Origin of the sequence: Pseudomonas sp. BO3-4 (genome assembly GCF_034044115.1) — a bacterium.
Lineage (GTDB): Bacteria > Pseudomonadota > Gammaproteobacteria > Pseudomonadales > Pseudomonadaceae > Aquipseudomonas > Aquipseudomonas alloputida.
Window position 1 is genome coordinate 874424 of sequence record NZ_CP139018.1, and the last position, 21573, is coordinate 895996.

A 21573-nucleotide genomic window follows, 5' to 3' on the forward strand; every position below is an offset into this window, starting at 1 on the left:
GTCCATGCCGCCGGGTATTCACCCGACGGGTTTACAGCGGCCTCAAACCACATGGATACCGTTCTGTACCCACAGGTGATGGCTTGGATCCTCCTGGGCCGTGTACTGGTTATAGTCGATGCCGTCGGCAGTTTGGTTCCCGACCAGCGTCCAGTTGTCCGTCATGTGAACCGAGTCTTTGTCGTCCCCCTTGATGATCAGTGTGTCGGTACCGGTTTCGGTGATCGCCACCACATCCGCCAGGTTGAGGGTGAGCGCCACCGAACTGGTGTCGTTGAGGTCGAGGATTTCGATGTCGTGTACGCGCCCGGCCAGGTTGCCCAGGTCAATGCTGGCATCGCCGCCGCCCCACAGCAGGGTGTCGGTTCCCGAGCCACCGTCGACGCTGGCGAAGTTCTGGTCGACCACCACCAGTGTGTCGTCACCCGCACCACCCTGCAGGGTGATGTGGCCACCCTGGCTGCCATCGAGGTGGTCGTTGCCGTCAGTGCCGGCGATCACATCGGTGGCCGCTGCCAGGCTGGCGAGTGCCGCGGACTCGTCGCCGGTATCGGCCAGCAGCGATGTGGTGGCGGTGAGGCCGGCGGCGCTGTCCACGTTGATGGTGAGGGTTGCGGTGTCGGTAGTGCCGTTCGGGTGGCTTAGCTGGTAGGTGAAGGTGTCGTGCTGGCCCACCACCGCCGAGGTGAGCCCTGCGTTCAGGGTGTAGGTGTAGCTGCCGTCGGCATGCACCAGCAACGTGCCGTAGGTGCCGGCCACGCTTACCCCGTTGTAGCCCGGGATGGTGTAGGTGTTGGCCGCTGTCAGCACGCTCAGCACGGTCAAGGCCGAACCGACATTGTCGTCAGCCAGCAGGTTGCCGGTGGCGGCTGTCGCGCCACTGACCACGAACTCGGTCAGGTACGTTGTAGTGGTGTTCAGGCTGGTGGTGATGGAGCTGAGCAAGCCGATCCCGCCGGCGGTGACACGTACGTGGTAGGTACCGGCGCCCTGGTTCTCGAAGGTATACCCGGCGCCGCCGCCCAGTATGCTGACCAGCGAACCACCTGGCACCGACTGCACCAGCACGTACTGGCCGGTGGCCGGGTTGAGCTTGAGCAGCTCGATGGTGGTGCCGTTGAGCAGGCTCAACAGGTTGGTGGAGTTGACCACCACCTGCAGGTCGGCCGTGGTATTGGCGGCAACCGTGGTGGTGTAGGTGGCCTGGCGGGTACCGATCACTGGCAGGTTCAGCGAGCCCAGCGTACTGCTGCTGGAGTCCACGCGGTTGTCCAGGGTGACCTGGCTGGTACCAACGTCGTTGACTGCGTCGACCACCGTCGCCGGTGCACCGTAGTTGGTGTCGCTCCAGACCTCCGTGGCTTGCGGGCTGTCGATGCGCACGTACAGGTTGGCGGCATCGGACAGGCCGTTAGGGTGCACCAGTTGGTAGCTGAACACATCCACCTTGCCGACACTGTTCGGGCTGCCGTTCGGCGTGTAGGTGTAGCTGCCGTCCGCACGGATCACCAGGGTGCCGTACTGGCCCTGAACCGTCGTGGCGGTCCCGGCCGAGACGTAGCTGCCGTCTTTGAGCACTTGCAGCACGGCGGCGCTGTCCGGGCCACGAGCATCCACTGCGCCATCGGTACCCACGTCGGTAATGACGTTGCCAGAGGTGGCAATGCCGGTGCCGGTGAATTGGGTCAGGCTGGTGGAGACGATGTCCAGCGTGGTGCTCACTTCGGTGATCAGGCCGATGCCGCCACTGCCCACGGTCAGTCGGTAATCACCGGCTTGCAGCACGCCGATGTCCACCTGCAAGCCGATTGGCAACACGATCAGGTCGAGCAGGCCCTGAGTGTTACCGGTGGCGATGGTCACCCAGGTGCCGCTGGCGTCTTTCACCTGCAGGGTGAAGCTGGTGTTGTTGAGCAATGCCAGCACGCTGTTGGTGGTCAGTGTGAGGGTAGGGTCAGCCGTGGTGCCTGCTGCCACCGTCCAGGTGTAGGTCTTGGAGAACCCCGACAGTAGCGTGGTGAAGCTGTCGGTGTAGGTCTTCGTGGCGCTGACCGCTGCCAGGTTGACCGTGGCCGTGGCCAGGTTTTCGCTGGCGATGACCGGCGCGTTGGCATCCACATCCGGTGCAGTGACGTTGACGTTGCCCGACACGTTGCCGCGCGGGTCGCTGAGGGTCACCGAAAGGATCTGGCCGTTGTCCTGAGGCGGGCTCAGGGTCACGGTGAAGGTGCCGTCCGCCTGCACCGTCGCGGTCTGCAGCACGGTACCGCCGGCGCTGCGTACGGTGACGGTGGCACCCACTTCGCCAGTACCGGTGAGGGTACTGCCGTCGGCACTGAACAGCAGGTTGCCGGCAGCCGCAGGCGGGGTCAGGTCCGGTGCGGTCAGTGCAGTGCCTGTGGACACGTTACCGGCGCTGTCGGTGAGGGTGACGCTGAGCGCCTGGTTGTCGATCTGCGCCGCAGTCAGGCTGACCACGAACAGGCCGTTGCTGCCCACCGTTGCGGTACCCAGTACGGTACCGGCGCTGTTGCGCACGGTGACCGTGCTGCCGACCTGGCCAGCACCACTGACCGAGGTGCCGTTGGCGTTGATGGTGGCCAGCGGGGCGGCTGGCGGGGTGGTGTCCGGCGCAGTCAGGCTGGTGCTGGCGGACAGGTTGCCGGCAGCATCGGCCTGGCGTACCACCAGCAGTTGCCCGTCGTTCTGTGGCGAGGTCAAGGTAATGCTGAAGGTGCCGTTGGCTTGTACCACACCGGTACCCACCTGGCCGTTCGGGCCTTGGACGGTAATGGTAGCGCCCGCCTCACCGCTACCGGTAAGCACGGTACCGGTGCCGTTGATGGCGACGTTGGTGGGGGCAGCAGGTGGCTGCAGGTCTGCGGCGGTGTAGCTTGTGCTGCCGGACACATTGCCTGCAGTGTCAGCCTGGCTCACGCCCAGTACCTGGCCGTTGAGCTGCGCGGCGTTCAGGTTGACGGTGAACACGCCACCGCCATTCACCACCGCCGTGCCGAGCACGTTGTTGCCGGCATCGCGCACTGTCACCGTGGCACCGGCTTCACCCGTGCCGGTCAGCACCAGGCCATTGACAGACAGGCTGGTCACTACCGGGTTGGTCGGTGGCGTGATGTCGGCCGCTTGCAGGAAGGTCGGCTGCGATTCGCCGCCTATCAGCGCCACCGCTGTCACCGAAATGTGTTCGCCATTGAGCTGGGCTGCGTCCAGCGTCAGGGTGAAGGAGCCGTTCAGGCTTGCGACCCCTGTACCGATCAGGTTGCCTGCAGCGTCGTACACGCGAATGCCCACACCGCTGGGTGCACTGCCTGTCAGGGTCAGGCCGTCGCTGCCCAAGGTCACGTCGGTGGGCGGCACGGGTGGTGCGATCAAGGGTGTGAGGTAGGTCGCGACCGCAGACGTATTGATGCCGTCGGACTGTGTCACTTCCAGGGTTGCGAGCGAGCCCGCCGCCGGCACCAGCGTTATCTGGAAGTTGCCAGCGGCATCTACCACGCCGGTACCGATCACGTCTCCGTCGAGGCTGACGGTAACCGTGGCATTGGCTTCGCCCTTGCCGGTCAGCACGTTGAAGGTGTTGTTGATCGCCAGGTTGGTCACCAGGTCGGGTGGCGAGGTGTCGTTGGTCTGGTAAGGGACAGCCACCGAAGCGTTGCCGGCATCATCGGTGGACACCACCGTCAGCAACTGGCCGTTGTTCTGTGCCGGGCTGATCGGCACAGTGAACTGGCCGTTCTCACCCACTTCCACCGTGCCCACGATGTTGTTGCCCGGGCCGCGCACCGTGATGGTGCTGCCGGCTTCTGCCGTACCCGTCATCGACGTACCGGCTGCGTTGAGCAGCAGGTCGGTCGGCTGCACCGGTGGCGTCAGGTCTGGCGCAGTCACTGCCAGCGGTACCGACGGGTTGCCAGTGGCGTCCTGAGCGATGATGGTCAGCGTTTCGCCGTTGATTTGCGGGCGGTTCAGGTCAAGGACGAAGGTGCCGTCCGGCTCCACCGTTACCTGGCCCAGCAGGTCGCCGTTGTTGTTGACCACCGTGACGCGGGTGCCGGCTTCGGCAGTACCGATCACCTGGGTACCGCTGTCGTTGATGATGGCGACCACGGCGGCCGGTGGTGTGGTGTCCACCGCCGTGACCGAACTGATTGGCGAGATGTTGCCAGCTGCATCGGTCAGGGTGACCTGCAGCACCTGGCCATCGAGCTGCGCTGCATCCAGCTCGACGATGAAGGTCCCGTCGGCGCCCACTGTGCCGGTACCCACCTGCGTGATACCGACGTACACGCGCACGGTGGCGCCCACTTCGCCGACACCGCCCAGCTCGTCACCTGCCGCATTGAGCCGCAGCTCGGTTGCTGCCGCTGGCGGCGTGAGGTCCGGCGCTTGCACGTTGACCGGCAGGCTGACGTTGCCGGGGGGATCGGCCTGCAGTACCGACAGTGTCTGGTTGTTGATTTGTGCGGGTGACAGTTCGACGCTGAAGCTGCCATCAGCCAATACGATACCCGTGCCCAGTACGGTACCGGCCGCGTTACTGACGATTACCGTGGCGCCGGCCTCGCCCAGGCCGCTGACCACACTGCCGTCGGCGTTGATCACCACTTGGGTGAGCGGGTCGGGCGGGGTGAAGTCGGGGGTTTGCAGGGTTGCCACTGCCGACACGTTGCCGGCCGCATCGGCCTGGGTGAAGCTGAGCAGCTCGGCGTTGCCCAGTGCCGGGCTCAGCGTGATGGTGAAGTGGCCACTGGCATCGACGGTGGCGCTGCCAATTTCCTCGCCTGCCGGGTTGGTCACGGTCACCCGCGCGCCCACTTCGCCGCGGCCGGTGAGGGTGACACCATCACCGGAAACGGCCAGTTCGCCGGGTGCCGTTGGCGGTGTGGTATCGGGTGCGGTGATGGCGCTGGCAGCAGACTGGTTGCCGGCCGCATCGGTCAGTACCACCTGCACCTGTTGGCCGTTGGCCTGGGGCGATGCGAGGCTGACCTGGAAAGTCCCGTCGGCGCGCACCGTGGCGCTGCCCAGCACCGAACCATCGGCGGCGAGCACACGCACGGCGGCACCCGCTTCGCCGGTACCGTTCAACAAGCTGCCACCCCCGGCGAAGGCCAGGTTGCCGGCAGCATCCGGCGCGACGCGGTCAGGGGCTGTCAGGCTGACGCTGTTGGACTCGTTGCCGGCCACATCGGACTGGCTGGCGCTGAGCTGTTCGCCGTTAATCTGCGCGGTGTTCAGGTTGACGTTGAAGTTGCCATTGGCATCGACTACGGCAGTGCCCAGGTCGACACCGCCTTCGCCAATCACGGTAACGGTGGCACCTGCTTCACCGCGGCCACTGAGTACCAGGCCGTCGTTGGACAACGCCAGGTCGGTGAGGGGTTGCGGTGCCGTGGTGTCCGGGGCCTGTAGGGTAGCGGGCAGCGATACGCTGCCATCGGGGCCCGTTGCGCTGACCTGCAGCACTTCGCCATTGGCCTGCGCACTGCCGAGATTGACAGTGAACGTGCCGTCGTTGGCGACCGGGCTGCTGCCCAGCAATACGCCGTTGGGGCCGTACACCTTGATTGTGCTGCCCGCCTCGGCGGTGCCGGTCACTGACAGGCCGTCGGCGGCCAGTATCAGGTTGTCCGGTGTGGCCGGTGCCAGCGCACCCGGCGCCGTCACGCTCTGTGCAGGGGAGACGTTCTGTGCGGCATCGGCCTGAACCACGCTCAGGCTTTCACCTGTGATCGCTGCCGGCGACAGGGATACGCTGAAGTGACCGTCGGCGGCCACTGTAGCGTTGCCCAGCACGGTACCGTCCGGCGCCCGTACGATCACGGTTGCGCCTGCTTCGCCATCGCCTGTCAGGGTGGCGCCATTGGCGGAGACAGCCAGGTTGGTCACGGCGGCCGGCGGCGTGGTGTCGGCTGCAGTGTAAGGTGCGGCCGGCGACACGTTGCCGGCTGCGTCGGTGGCGGTCACCTGCAGCATCTGGCCATTGGTCTGGGCACTGTTCAAGGTGACCTGGAAGGTGCCGTTGCTGCCGGCTACCGCTGTGCCCAGCACGTTGCCGCTGGCATCGCGCACGGTCACGGTGCTGCCGGCTTCGGCGTTACCGGTCAGTTGCAGCCCGGTACCGGACAGCACGAGTGCTGTCGGTGCCGTAGGCGGGGTGAAGTCTGGCGCGGTGACCGCCACGGCGGTGGAGGTATTGTTGCCCGCGTCGGTCTGCGTAACGCTCAGGTGCTGGGCGTTGAGCTGGGCGCTGTTCAGGGTGAGGGTAAAGCTGCCATTGGCCGCTACCAGGCCGGTGCCGATGATGGTGCCGTCCTGGCCGTGAACGGTGACCGTGGCACCGGCTTCGCCCAGGCCGGTCAGGGTCAGGCCGTTGTTGTTCAGCACCACGTTGGTCAGCGGCGCGGGTGGGGTCAGGTCCGGGGTTGTCACATTGATTGCCGGCGAGGTGTTGCTGGCGGCATCCACTTGCGTCACGCCGATGACCTGGCCGTTGGTTTGCGGCGTGTCGAATGTCACCGTGAAGCGACCGTCAGCGCCCACCGTGGCGGAGCCGAGCAAGGCACCGGCGGCGTTGCGTACCTGTACCGTGGCGCCCGCTTCACCGCTGCCGGAAAGCTGCCGGCCGTCTTGGCTCAACACCGGGTTACTGATGGCCGCTGGCGGCGTGTGGTCTGGCGTGGCCAGGCTGGCCGGGCCGGACACATTGCCCGCGGCATCACTGAGGGTGACCTGTAGCGGGCTACCGGTCACCTGCGCGCTGGGCAGGGTGATCTGGAACAGGCCGCTCTGGTTGACGGTGCCGGTGGCCAGGATGGCGCCGCTGGCGTCGCGCACGGTGACGCTGGCACCGGCTTCGCCCTGGCCGCTGAGCACGGTGGCTGCGCTATTGAGGCTGAGGTTAGTGGCCGCCAGCGGTGCCTGCAGGTCAGGCGCTTGCAGGGTGGCCGCGAGCGAAACGTTACCTGCAGCATCAGCCTGGGTGACGATCAGGTTCTGCCCATTGGCCACGGCCGGCGAGAAGCTGACGCTGAACAGGCCATTGCTCGCGACGGTTGCAGTCCCCAGCAAGGTGCCTTGTAGGTCTGTCACGCGCACGGTTGCGCCCACCTCGCCTTGGCCGGTCAGCGTACTGCCGGTGGCGTTGAGGTTTACCTGCGTCGGCGCGTCCGGTGCCGTGGTGTCATTGGCCACGATAATGGCCGGCACCGAAGGCTGGCCATCGACGGTAGCCTTGGCACTGACCTGCAAGATCTGGGCGTTGAGCTGGGCGTTCTGGAGGAACACACGGAAGGTACCGTCGCTGCCGACCGTGGCGCTGCCCAGCGTGGTGCCCCCGGAGGTTACGGTAATCAGCGAGCCGACCGTACCCTGGCCGGTCAGCAGGAAACCGTCGGCGCTGATGGCAAGGGCTGAAGGCGTGGCCACTTCGGTACCGGTCGGGCCAGCCAGTGGTATTTCAGGCGATTCGTTACCGGCAGGGTCGATCACCACCACATCGACTGTTTCACCTGATGCCAGCGGTGGGGCGACCGGGATCACGAAGGTGCCGTCCGGCCCTGCAGTTACAGTGCCGCGCACGGTGTCATCCGGGTTGCGGACTTCCACTGTGCTGCCAGGCTCGGCTGTGCCGCCGACCGTGCTGCCATCCGGGCTTACGGTAAGCCCGGTCGCCGGTTCTGGGTTGGTCGTGTCCGGCGCGGTGACAGAGACCGGCGCCGAGTCGTTGCCGGCTGCGTCGGTCACTACCACGGTTACGGTCTGGCCGTTGTTCTGCGGTGTATCCAGCGGCACGCTGAAACTGCCATCCGGGTTGACCGCAACAGTGATCACATTGCCGGCCCCATCGCTCACGGTCACCGAACTGGCGCCAGGTGCGTTACCGGTCACAGCCGTGCCATCGCTGCTGACTGCAACGTCGGTGGGCAGTGCCGGTGGCGTGATGTCAGGCGCAAGGATCTGGCTGGGCTGCGAAATGTTGCCGGCCGCATCGGTCAGCGTCACATCCAGGGCCTGGCCGTCCAACTGGGCGGGCGATAGTGGGACCGTGAAGCTGCCGCCTGCGGGCACGACGACGGTGCCTACCAACGTGCCGTCGGCAAGCTTCACTTCCACCGTGGAGCCAGCTTCACCGGTACCCTGGATGGCACTGCCGCCCGGGGTGATCGTGAGGCCGGCAGGCGCAGCTGGCGCGGTACTGTCGTCAGCGGTGAACGTGGCCGACGGCGAGGCATTGCCGCCGCCATCGATCAGCACCACCGACAGCACTTCACCGTTGGTCTGGGCCGGGGAGAGTGCCACTTCGAACGTACCGTCTGCATTCACCGGGATGGTGCCTAGCAGGTTGCCTGCGGCATCACGTACCTCTACGGTGCTGCCTGCCTCGCCCTGCCCGCTGAGCAGTGTGCCGGTAGGATCAAGGCCCAGCCCTTGCGCCGGCAGCGGTGCCTCGAAGTCAGGTGCGGTCACGGTGCCAGCGGGCGAGCCGTTGCCGCTGTTGTCCGCCTGAGTGACAGACAGCGTCTGGCCATTGAGCTGTGGCGGGTCGATGGCCACCTGGAAGGAGCCATCGGGCTGGACCGTTGCGGTGCCCAGTACTGTGCCGCCAGTGCCGGTCACGGTCACCTGCGCACCCGGCTCGCCGCTGCCGCTCAGGCTGCTGCCGTCGCCAGCCAGGACCAGACCGGTGGGGCTATCGGGTGCCTGGGTATCCGGTGCCGACACGTCGACTGCCGCCGACAGGTTGCCGGCCGCGTCGCGTTGCTCCACGGTCAGTGCCTGGCCGTTGGTTTGCGGCGTGTCGAGGGTGATTTCGAAAGCGCCACCCGCGCCAACCACCGTGCTGCCCAGCACGCTGCCATCCGGCCCGCGCACGGTCACGGTGGCGCCCGGTTCGCCGTTGCCGGTGATCGTGGTACCGGTGCCGTCGATGGCCGGGTTGGTGACCACTTGCGGCGGGGTAGAGTCGGGGGCGGTGAAGTCCACCGGCCCTGCGCTATTGCCCAGGTTGTCGGTCGCTTCGACGGTCAGGCTTTCGCCATTGCGCTGTGGCGCGTTGAGGGTGACGTCGAAACGGCCGTCGCCGCCCACGGTGGCAGTGCCCAGCACATTGCCGTCGGCGTCACGCACGGTGACGATGGAGCCGCTTTGACCCTGGCCGGTAAGGTGAATGCCAGCAGTATCGATGGCCAGCCCGGAGGGTTGCAGCGGGCCGTCGGTATCGGGCGCGACGATGTTGGCGGTCGAGGTGTTGCCAGCGGGGTCGCGCAGGACCACGTCCAGTTCCTGGCCGTCGGTCTGCGCTGGGTTCAGGACCACGCTGATCACACCGTCGGCACCGACCTGGGCGTTGCCCAGCACAGTGCCGTCGGCGCTGATGACCTGCACGGTGGTGCCCGGTTCGCCGCGACCGGTGAGCAGGCCGCCATCGGCACTCAGTTGCAGTTCACTGGCTTCATTGGGCGGGGTGATATCGGGCGCGGTGATCTGGGTCGGCAGCGAACTGTTGCCAGCTTCGTCGACCGCGACGACATCCAGTGCTTCCCCGTTGGCCTGTGCCGGGGTCAGGCCGATGGTGAAGCTGCCATCCGGGCCGGCCTGGGTGCTGCCCAGGACATTGCCCTGCGCGTCACGCACTTGCACCTGCGTATCTGCCGGTGCGGTACCGGAAACACTGGAGCCGTCACCGGCCACCACCACGCCGCTCGGGCTTTCGGGCAGCGGTGTATCGGCAACGGTCACGCTGACCCCTGCCGAGGTATTGCCAGCGGCATCGGTCTGCACCAGCACGAGGTTCTCACCTGCGGCCAGCGGTGCCTCCAGGTCAATCACGAAGGTGCCATTTGGCGCCACGGTGCCAGTACCGATGACTGCGCCTTGGGCATCACGCACTTCGACTGTGGCCCCTGGCTCACCACGGCCAGACACGGCCAGGCTGCCATCGCCTGCCAGCACGTCAGTGACGATCGCCGGTGCGGTAATGTCCGGGGCCACGTAACTCAGCGGCACCGAGGTATTGCCTGCCGCATCGGTCACGGTGATGGACAAGGTTTCGCCATTGGCCTGGGGCGGGTCGAGGGTCAGGCTGAAGCTGCCATCCGGCTCGGCAATGACGCTACCGATCAGGTTGCCCGAGGCATCTTTGACCTCAATCCGTGCGCCCCCTTCTGCAGTACCGACCAGGCTGTCACCATTACTCAGCACCAGGTCGGTGGGTTGCAGCGGTGCTACCTGGTCGGGCGCCGTCAGCGGGCTAGGTGTAGAGACGTTGCCGGCGGCATCGGTCAGGGTCACTTGCAGGGACGAGCCATCCACCACCGGGGTTGGCAGTTGCACATTGAAGCTGCCATCGGGCTGAACGGTGCCGCTCACCAGCACTTGCCCCTGATCGTTGCGCACCTCCACGGTGGCGCCCGCTTCGCCGCGCCCGGAGACTGTGCGGCCATCGTTACTGATGGCCAGCTCGGTAGCGGGCTCCGGCGGTGTGGTATCGCCGCCGTTGTCCACGATCGGTGCGGTGACGCTGCCGGCCGTGGAGGCGTTGCCTGCGACATCAGTGGCCGTCACCTGCAACTGCTCGCCTGCCACTTGTGGCGGGGTGAGGCCGATGCTGAAGGCACCGCTGGCCCCCACCACGACACTGCCCAGTACAGTGGTGCCATCGGCGGCCAGCACACGGACGGTGCTGCCTGCTTCGGCGCGGCCGCTGACAACGGTACCGTCGCCACTGATTGCCAGATCGCTTGGCGCCACAGGCGCGGTGATGTCTGGTGCGGCGACCTGCACCGGCAACGACGAGGTGCCGTTGTTGTCGATCGCCACCACGTCCAGTAATTCGCCATTGGCCTGGGCCGGTGTGAGCACCACGGTGAAGGTGCCCTCGGCACCCACCACGATGCTACCGACCAGCGTGCCGTTGGCATCATGCACTTCCACGCGGCTACCAGCAGGAGCAGAACCGCTGATGCTGCTGCCATCGGCGGCGACGACCAGTTCGCTCGGGCTGGTCGGGGTGACCACCAGTGGCACGTCGTAGGTCAGCGCTTCAGAGGCGTTGCCGCTCGGGTCGGTCTGTACCAGGCTCAGGCGTTCACCCGGCAGTGCAGCCGGATCGAGGTCGATCAGGAAAGTACCGTTCGCGGTCACTGTGCCGGTACCGATCAGCGTGCCATTGGCATCGCGCACCTCGACGGTAGCACCGGCTTCGCCGCGACCGCCCAAGGTCAGGCCGTCGGCGCCGACGACAATGTTGCTGACTACGGCAGGCACGGTGACGTCCGGGGCCTCGAACTGCAGGGGTGAAGAGACATTGCCGGCGGCATCGATCAGACGGATGTCGAGGATTTCGCCATTGGCCTGGGCCGGCGACAGGGTGATGCTGAAACTGCCGGTTTCAGTGACCAGGCCAGTGCCGAGCAAGTTGCCCAAGGCATCGCGTACCTGCACGGTCGCGCCTGGCTCGCCGTTGCCGCTCAGGGTCACGCCGTCGGCCAAGGCCACGCCGCTCGGTTGGGCCGGGGCCTGCAAGTCCGGGGTAACCACCGACGCCGGGGCAGAAGCATTGCCGCTGGCATCGGTCAGCACCACTTGCAGGTTGCTGCCATCTTTCACCGGTGGGTCAAGGGTGATCTGGAAGGTGCCGTCCGGGTTGACCGAGCCGTTGGCCAGTACATTGCCCTGGGCATCGCGCACCTGCACGCTGGCCCCGGCTTCGCCGCGGCCATTGAGCTGGGCGCCGGCCAGGCCGACTACCAAGTTGGTTGCGGCATCCGGTGGTGTGGTGTCGCCACCGTCGATGTCCGGCGCGGTGATGTCGCCGGCCGTGGAGGTGTTGCCGGCGGCGTCGGTGGCGGTGACTTGTAGTACCTCTCCACTCACTTGCGGCGGGTCGAGGGTGATGCTGAAACTGCCAGTGGCGTCGACCACCACACTACCCAGCACGGTGGTGCCATCGGCGGCCAGCACACGCACGGTGCTGCCCACTTCGGCGCGGCCGGTGACCTCGCTGCCGTTGGCACTGATCGCCAGCTCGCTCGGGGTGACCGGCGGGGTGATGTCTGGCGCAGCGATTTGCACCGGCAGGGACGAAGCGCCGGTGCCATCGATGGCCACCACGTCCAGCAGTTCGCCGTTGGCCTGGGCCGGGTTGAGGATGACGGTGAAGGTGCCACCGGCACCTACCACCACACTGCCGACCAGTGTGCCGTTGGCATCGTGTACTTCCACACGGCTGCCCGTCGGGGCTGTACCAGTGATGCTGGCGCCGTTCGCAGCCACCACCAGGTCGCTTGGGCTGGCTGGGGTCGTGGTTGCCGGGACTTCATATTGCAGGGCTTCAGAGGCGTTGCCGCTCGCATCGGTCTGCACCAGGCTCAATTGCTCGCCCGGTTGCGCGGCTGGGGTGAGGTCGACCAAGAAGGTTCCGTTGGCGCCGACTGTGGCGGTGCCTATGACAGAGCCGTTGGCATCACGTACCTGTACGGTAGCACCGGCCTCGCCACGGCCACTGAGCACCAGGCCATCGGCGCCCACCACGACGTTGCTGACGGCAGCTGGCGGCGTGACGTCCGGTGCAGTGAACGCCAGCGGCGTTGAACTGTTGCCGGCGGCGTCTACCACGCGAATGTCCAGGGCCTCACCATTGGCCTGGGCGGGGAACAGCGTGACGCTGAAGGTGCCGTCTACGTTGACCAAGCCAGTGCCGATCAGGCTGCCGGTGGCATTGCGCACCTGTACGGTGGCACCGGGCTCGCCGCGGCCGGTAAAGGTCACGCCATCAACCAAGGCCAGCTCGGTTGGCTGCGCTGGGGCCAGCAGGTCTGGCGCGGCGACCGAACCGGGTTGCGAGACATTGCCGGCAGTGTCGGTCAGGGTCACTTGCAGGGTACTGCCATCGGTGATGGCCGGGTTCAAGGTGATGGCGAAGGTACCATCGGGATTGACTGTGCCCGTGGCAACCACGGTGCCTGCGTCATCGCGCACCTGAACGCTGGTACCGGCTTCGCCACGACCGCTGAGTTGGCTGCCGGCAGCACTGATCACCAGGTTGGTCGGGGTCTGCGGTGGCGTTGTGTCGCCGCCATCGATGTCCGGCGCGGTAAGGTTACTGGCGGTGGAGGCGTTGCCTGCCGCATCGGTGGCCGTCACTTGCAGCACTTCGCCGTCTACCTGTGGCGGGTCGAGGGTGATGCTGAAGCTACCGGTAGCGCCAACTACCACGCTACCCAGCACAGTGGTGCCGTCGGCGGCCAGCACGCGTACGGTGCTGCCCGGTTCGGCACGGCCGGTGACCACGCTGCCGTCGGCATTGATCACCAGTTCGGTCAGTGCGGCAGGGGCGGTGATATCCGGTGCGGTGATTTGGGCGGGCAGCGAGGAAACGCCGCTGTCATCAATGGCGACCACGTCCAGCAGTTCGCCGTTGGCCTGGGCCGGGTCGAGGGTGACGGTGAAGCTACCGTCGGGGCCCGCCACCACAGTGCCAATCAGCGTGCCGTTGGCGTCATGCACTTCCACACGGGTGCCGGCAGGTGCGGTACCGGTGAGGGTGGTGCCATCAGCATCGATGGCCAGATTGCTCGGGCTGTCGGGCGCGGTGGTCAGTGGTACGTCGTACTCGGTAGCCACCGAAGCATTGCCGCTTGGGTCGGTCTGTACCAGGCTCAACTGCTCGCCCGGCTGTGCGGCTGGGGCAAGGTCGATCAGGAAGGTGCCGTTGGCACCCACGACACCCGTGCCGATCACAGTGCCATTGGCATCGCGCACTTCGACAGTGGCACCTGGTTCGCCGCGACCGCTTAGGGCTAGGCCGTCAGCACCAACTGTAATATTGGTTACTGCGTCAGGCGGTGTGATGTCCGGCGCATCGAATTGCAATGGGGCAGAGCTGTTGCCGGCGGCATCCACCAGACGCACGTCGAGTGCTTCACCATTGGTCTGGGCAGGCGACAGGGTGAGGCTGAACAGGCCGTCGGCACCGACGACGCCGGTGCCAATTAGGTTGCCGGCAGCATCGCGCACTTGCACGGTAGCGCCGGGCTCGCCGCGACCGGTGAAGGTGACGCCATCGGCCAAGGCCAGGTCAGTCGGTTGTGCGGGCGGCAGCAAGTCAGCCGAGGTGACCGAGCCCGGCTGGGATACGTTGCCGGCGACATCGGTGAGGGTGACTTGCAAGGTGCTGCCGTCGTTCACGGCAGGATCCAGGGTGACGGTGAAGGTGCCATCCGCGGCGACGGTGCCGGTCGCGAGGATGTTGCCTGCCGCGTCACGCACCTGCACGGCAGTGCCGGCTTCGCCTCGACCGCTGAGCTGGCTACCGGCAACGCCGATCACCAGATTGGTCGGTGTTTCAGGCGGGGTGGTATCGCCGCCATCAATGTCCGGCGCGGTGACCGAGTTGGCAACGGAAGTGTTGCCAGCCGCATCGGTTGCGGTGGCCTGCAGCACTTCGCCGTCAACTTGTGGCGGATTGAGGTTGAGGCTGAACACGCCGGTCGGGCCGACCACGGCAGTGCCCAGTTCGGTGCCGTCGGCAGCCACGATGCGCACGGTGCTGCCCGGTTCGGCACGGCCGGTGATAACGCTGCCGTCCGCGCTCACGGCCAGTTCGGTTGGTGCGGCAGGGGCGGTGATGTCGGGTGCGGTGATCTGTGCGGGCAGCGAGGAAACGCCGCTGTCATCAATGGCGACCACGTCCAGCAGTTCGCCGTTGGCCTGGGCCGGGTCGAGGGTGACGGTGAAGCTACCGTCGGGGCCCGCCACCACAGTGCCAATCAGCGTGCCGTTGGCGTCATGCACTTCCACACGGGTGCCGGCAGGTGCGGTACCGGTGAGGGTGGTGCCATCAGCATCGATGGCCAGATTGCTCGGGCTGTCGGGCGCGGTGGTCAGTGGTACGTCGTACTCGGTAGCCACCGAAGCATTGCCGCTTGGGTCGGTCTGTACCAGGCTCAACTGCTCGCCCGGCTGTGCGGCTGGGGCAAGGTCGATCAGGAAGGTGCCGTTGGCACCCACGACACCCGTGCCGATCACGGTGTCACTGGCATCACGCACTTCCACAGTAGCACCGGGTTCGCCGCGACCGCTCAGGGCCAGGCCGTCAGCACCAACTGTAATATTGGTTACTGCCTCAGGTGGGGTGATGTCCGGCGCATCGAATTGCAGTGGCGCCGAGACGTTGCCGGCGGCATCCACCAAGCGCACGTCGAGTGCTTCGCCGTTGGCTTGGGCCGGCGACAGGGTGAGGCTGAACAGGCCGTCGGCACCTACGACACCAGTACCGATGACAGTACCGCCGGCATCGCGCACCTGCACGGTGGCACCGGGCTCGCCGCGACCAGTGAAGGTGACGCCATCGGCCAAGGCCAGGTCAGTTGGTTGTGCGGGCGGCACCAAGTCAGCCGAGGTGACCGAGCCCGGTTGGGATACGTTGCCAGCGGCGTCGGTGAGGGTGACTTGCAAGGTGCTGCCGTCGTTCACGGCAGGGTCCAGGGTGACGGTGAAGGTGCCATCTGCAGCGACGGTGCCGGTCGCGAGGATGTTGCCGGCCGCGTCACGCACCTGCACGGTGGTGCCCACTTCGCCTCGACCACTGAGCTGGCTGCCGGCAAGGCCGATCACCAGATTGGTCGGGGCTTCAGGCGGGGTGGTGTCGCCGCCATCGATGTCTGGGGCGGTGACCGAGCTGGCAACGGAAGTATTGCCAGCGGCATCGGTCGCCGTGGCCTGCAGCACTTCGCCGTCAACTTGTGGCGGATTGAGGTTGAGGCTGAACACGCCGGTCGGGCCGACCAAGGCAGTGCCCAGTTCGCTACCGTCGGCAGCCACGATGCGCACGGTGCTGCCCGGTTCGGCACGGCCGGTGACAACGCTGCCGTCCGCGCTCACGGCCAGTTCGGTCGGTGCGGCAGGGGCGGTGATGTCGGGCGCGGTTATCTGTGCGGGCAGCGAGGAAACGCCGCCGTCATCGATGGCGACCACGTCCAGCAGTTCGCCATTGGCCTGGGGCGGGTCGAGGGTGACGGTGAAGCTGCCGTCGGGGCCCGCCACCACAGTGCCAATCAGCGTGCCGTTGGCGTCATGCACTTCCACACGGGTGCCGGCAGGTGCGATACCGCTGATGCTGCTGCCGTCTTCGGCGAATACCAGGTCGCTGGGGCTGGCAGGCGCAGTGGTGACCGGGACTTCGAATTGCAGTGCCGAGGAAGCGTTGCCGCTTGGGTCGGTCTGCACCAGGGTCAACTGCTCGCCCGGCTGCGCGGCTGGGGCGAGGTCGATCAGGAAGGTGCCGTTGGCACCGACCACACTCGTGCCGATCACGGTGCCATTGGCATCACGCACTTCGACAGTGGCACCCGGTTCGCCGCGACCGCTCAGGGCCGTGCCACCTGGGCCGACCAGAATGTCGGTGACCGCCTCGGGCGGTGTGATATCCGGGGCTGTGAACTCCAGCGGTATCGAACTGTTGCCGGCGGCATCCACCAGACGTACGTCGAGTGCTTCACCATTTGTCTGGGCAGGCGACAGGGTGAGGCTGAACAGGCCGTCGGCACCGACGACACCGGTGCCAATCAGGTTGCCGGCAGCATCGCGCACTTGCACGGTAGCGCCGGGCTCGCCGCGACCGGTGAAGGTGACGCCATCGGCCAAGGCCAGGTCAGTCGGTTGTGCAGGCGGCAGCAAGTCGGCCGAGGTGACCGAGCCCGGTTGGGATACGTTGCCGGCGGCATCGGTGAGGGTGACTTGCAAGGTGCTGCCGTCGTTCACGGCAGGGTCCAGGGTGACGGTGAAGGTGCCATCTGCAGCGACAGTGCCGGTCGCGAGGATGTTGCCTGCCGCGTCACGTACCTGCACGGTGGAGCCGGCTTCGCCTCGACCGCTGAGCTGGCTACCGGCAAGACCGATTACCAAGTCAGTCGGGGCTGCGGGTGGCGTGGTATCGATCCCGTCGATATCCGGTGCGGTGACTGCGCTGCTTGGCGATGTGTTGCCAGCGGCATCGGTCGCGGTGGCCTGCAGCACTTCGCCGTCAACTTGTGGCGGGTTGAGGTTGAGGCTGAACACGCCGGTCGGGCCGACCACGGCAGTGCCCAGTTCGGTGCCGTCGGCAGCCACGATGCGCACGGTGCTGCCCGGCTCGGCGCGGCCGGTGATAACGCTGCCGTCCGCGCTCACGGCCAGTTCGGTCGGTGCGGCAGGGGCGGTGACATCCGGTGCGGTGATCTGTGCGGGCAGCGAGGAAACGCCGCCGTCATCGATGGCCACCACGTCCAGCAGTTCGCCGTTGGCTTGTGCGGGATTCAGTTCGATGCTGAAGCTGCCATCGGCGCTGGCAATGGCACTGCCAATCAACGTGCCGTTGGCATCATGCACTTCCACACGGGTGCCGGCAGGTGCGGTACCGGTGAGGGTGGTGCCATCAGCATTGATGGCCAGATTGCTCGGGCTGTCGGGCGCGGTGGTCAGTGGTACGTCGTACTCGGTAGCCACCGAAGCATTACCGCTTGGGTCGGTCTGCACCAGGCTCAACTGCTCGCCTGGCTGAGCGGCCGGATTCAGGTCAATCAGGAAGGTGCCGTTGGCACCCACGACACCCGTGCCGATCACGGTGCCATTGGCATCACGCACTTCGACAGTGGCACCCGGTTCGCCGCGACCGCTCAGGGCCGTGCCACCTGGGCCGACCAGAATGTCGGTGACCGCCTCGGGCGGTGTGATATCCGGGGCTGTGAACTCCAGCGGTATCGAACTGTTGCCGGCGGCATCCACCAGACGCACGTCGAGTGCTTCACCATTTGTCTGGGCAGGCGACAGGGTGAGGCTGAACAGGCCGTCGGCACCGACGACACCGGTGCCAATCAGGTTGCCGGCAGCATCGCGCACTTGCACGGTAGCGCCGGGCTCGCCGCGACCGGTGAAGGTGACGCCATCGGCCAAGGCCAGGTCAGTCGGTTGCGCGGGCGGCAGCAAGTCGGCCGAGGTGACCGAGCCCGGTTGGGATACGTTGCCGGCAGCGTCGGTGAGGGTGACTTGCAAGGTGCTGCCGTCGTTCACGGCAGGGTCCAGGGCGATGACGAAGGTGCCATCTGCAGCGACGGTGCCAGTCGCGAGGATGTTGCCTGCCGCGTCACGTACCTGCACGGTAGAGCCGGCTTCGCCTCGACCGCTGAGCTGGCTACCGGCAAGACCGATTACCAAGTCAGTCGGGGCTGCGGGTGGCGTGGTATCGATCCCGTCGATATCCGGTGCGGTGACTGCGCTGCTTGGCGATGTGTTGCCAGCGGCATCGGTCGCGGTGGCCTGCAGCACTTCGCCGTCAACTTGTGGCGGGTTGAGGTTGAGGCTGAACACGCCGGTCGGGCCGACCACGGCAGTGCCCAGTTCGGTGCCGTCGGCAGCCACGATGCGCACGGTGCTGCCCGGCTCGGCGCGGCCGGTGATAACGCTGCCGTCCGCGCTCACGGCCAGTTCGGTCGGTGCGGCAGGGGCGGTGACATCCGGTGCGGTGATCTGTGCGGGCAGCGAGGAAACGCCGCCGTCATCGATGGCCACCACGTCCAGCAGTTCGCCGTTGGCTTGTGCGGGATTCAGTTCGATGCTGAAGCTGCCATCGGCGCTGGCAATGGCACTGCCAATCAACGTGCCGTTGGCATCATGCACTTCCACACGGGTGCCGGCAGGTGCGGTACCGGTGAGGGTGGTGCCATCAGCATTGATGGCCAGATTGCTCGGGCTGTCGGGCGCGGTGGTCAGTGGTACGTCGTACTCGGTAGCCACCGAAGCATTACCGCTTGGGTCGGTCTGCACCAGGCTCAACTGCTCGCCCGGCTGCGCGGCTGGGGCGAGGTCGATCAGGAAGGTGCCGTTGGCACCGACCACACCCGTGCCGATCACGGTGCCATTGGCATCGCGCACTTCGACAGTGGCACCCGGTTCGCCGCGACCGCTCAGTGCCGTGCCACCTGGGCCGACCAGGATGTCGGTGACCGCCTCGGGCGGTGTGATATCCGGGGCTGTGAACTCCAGCGGTATCGAACTGTTGCCGGCGGCATCCACCAGACGCACGTCGAGTGCTTCACCATTTGTCTGGGCAGGCGACAGGGTGAGGCTGAACAGGCCGTCGGCACCGACGACACCGGTGCCAATCAGGTTGCCGGCAGCATCGCGCACTTGCACGGTAGCGCCGGGCTCGCCGCGACCGGTGAAGGTGACGCCATCGGCCAAGGCTAGGTCAGTCGGTTGCGCGGGCGGCAGCAAGTCGGCCGAGGTGACCGAGCCCGGTTGGGATACGTTGCCGGCTGCGTCGGTGAGGGTGACTTGCAAGGTGCTGCCGTCGTTCACGGCAGGGTCCAGGGCGATGACGAAGGTGCCATCTGCAGCGACGGTGCCAGTCGCGAGGATGTTGCCTGCCGCGTCACGTACCTGCACGGTAGAGCCGGCTTCGCCTCGACCGCTGAGCTGGCTACCGGCAAGACCGATTACCAAGTCAGTCGGGGCTGCGGGTGGCGTGGTATCGATCCCGTCGATATCCGGTGCGGTGACTGCGCTGCTTGGCGATGTGTTGCCAGCGGCATCGGTCGCGGTGGCCTGCAGCACTTCGCCGTCAACTTGTGGCGGGTTGAGGTTGAGGCTGAACACGCCGGTCGGGCCGACCACGGCAGTGCCCAGTTCGGTGCCGTCGGCAGCCACGATGCGCACGGTGCTGCCCGGCTCGGCGCGGCCGGTGATAACGCTGCCGTCCGCGCTCACGGCCAGTTCGGTCGGTGCGGCAGGGGCGGTGACATCCGGTGCGGTGATCTGTGCGGGCAGCGAGGAAACGCCGCCGTCATCGATGGCCACCACGTCCAGCAGTTCGCCGTTGGCTTGTGCGGGATTCAGTTCGATGCTGAAGCTGCCATCGGCGCTGGCAATGGCACTGCCAATCAACGTGCCGTTGGCATCATGCACTTCCACACGGGTGCCGGCAGGTGCGGTACCGGTGAGGGTGGTGCCATCAGCATTGATGGCCAGATTGCTCGGGCTGTCGGGCGCGGTGGTCAGTGGTACATCGTACTCGGTAGCCACTGAAGCATTACCGCTTGGGTCGGTCTGCACCAGGCTCAACTGCTCGCCCGGCTGTGCGGCTGGGGCGAGGTCGATCAGGAAGGTGCCGTTGGCACCCACGACACCCGTGCCGATCACAGTGCCATTGGCATCGCGCACTTCGACAGTGGCACCTGGCTCGCCGCGACCGCTCAGGGCCAGGCCGTCAGCACCAACTGTAATATTGGTTACTGCGTCAGGCGGTGTGATGTCCGGCGCATCGAATTGCAATGGGGCAGAGCTGTTGCCGGCGGCATCCACCAGACGCACGTCGAGTGCTTCACCATTGGTCTGGGCAGGCGACAGGGTGAGGCTGAACAGGCCATCGGCACCGACGACACCGGTGCCAATCAGGTTGCCGGCAGCATCGCGCACCTGCACGGTAGCACCAGGCTCACCGCGTCCGGTGAAAGTGACGCCATCGGCCAAGGCCAGGTCGGTCGGTTGTTCAGGGGCTGTGGTATCTGGGGTGTCGACGTCCGGCGCCGTGATGCTGGCAACTGGCGAGATATTGCCAGCCGCGTCTGCGGCGCTGATCTCCAGGGCCTGGCCGTCGATTTGTGGCGGTTGCAGAGTGATGCTGAACTGGCCGTCCGCACCGGCCACCGCAGTGCCCAGCAATACGCCACCAGCGCCTCGCACGGAAACCGTCGAGCCGGGCTCGGCACGACCGGTGAGGGTGTTACCCTGCTCATCGATAGCCAGGTCGGTCGGCGCCAGTGGTGCAGTTGCGTCCGGCGCAGTGACAGTGCCAGGCGCCGAGACATTGCCGGCGGCGTCGGTCAGGGTGACATCAAGGTTTTCGCTGTTGATCTGCGGTGCATTCAACGTCACGTTGAAGTTGCCGTCGGCACCCACTGTGCCGCTGCCGATCAGGTTGCCGGCGGCGTCGCGGATGTTCACCGTGGTGCCTGCTTCGCCACGGCCGGTCAGACGCAAGCCATCCGGCGAAACCAGCAGGTCGATCGGTGTGGCCGGTGCGCTGGTGTCGGGGTCGGAACCGCCGCTGCTGCCCCCGCCTCCATTGTCCGCCGCTGCTGCTGCGCCGCCCACGCCCAGCAGGCTGAGCCCGGCAATCGCCCAAGTTGGCATGGCACTGCCTGCAGTACCGATGCCTGCGACCAGTTCGTCCAGCGAGGCCACTTCTTCGAAGGTGAAACCGGTGAACGCTGCCGCATCGTACTGGGCATGCCACAGGGTGCCGTCTTCGCCGACGAAGACCATATCGCTGCCGACCCCGGCCTGGTCCACGGCGAAGAAGTTACCGATGGTGATCTTTTCCCCCGATTTCAGGGTGACGATCAGGTCCTGCCCGCGCTGGGTGACCGTGGCCACTTTGTCTGGAGAAACCGGTACCTGCACGACGCTTGGTGCGTTTAGATTGATATTGCCCCAGGCGCTCTGAGTGGCGACTTCGGATTGCTTATCGGCGACGACGATGTTGTCCATGGATGCTCCCTGCTGATATCCGGATCC

Annotated in this window: 1 protein-coding gene; it reads right to left on the bottom strand. The window is 66.4% G+C overall.

What is annotated here, in order from left to right; all coding sequences use genetic code 11:
* Positions 1–42: 42 nt before the first annotated feature.
* Positions 43–21546, bottom strand: coding sequence for a BapA/Bap/LapF family large adhesin (locus REH59_RS04050; protein ID WP_320450387.1), 21504 nt, complete (start codon positions 21544–21546; stop codon positions 43–45).
* Between the last annotated feature and the right edge of the window lie 27 nt (positions 21547–21573).

Excerpts from the sequence above, each read along its gene's own strand:
- REH59_RS04050 (WP_320450387.1), bottom strand. The coding sequence starts at position 21,546 with ATGGACAACATCGTCGTCGCCGATAAGCAATCCGAAGTCGCCACTCAG.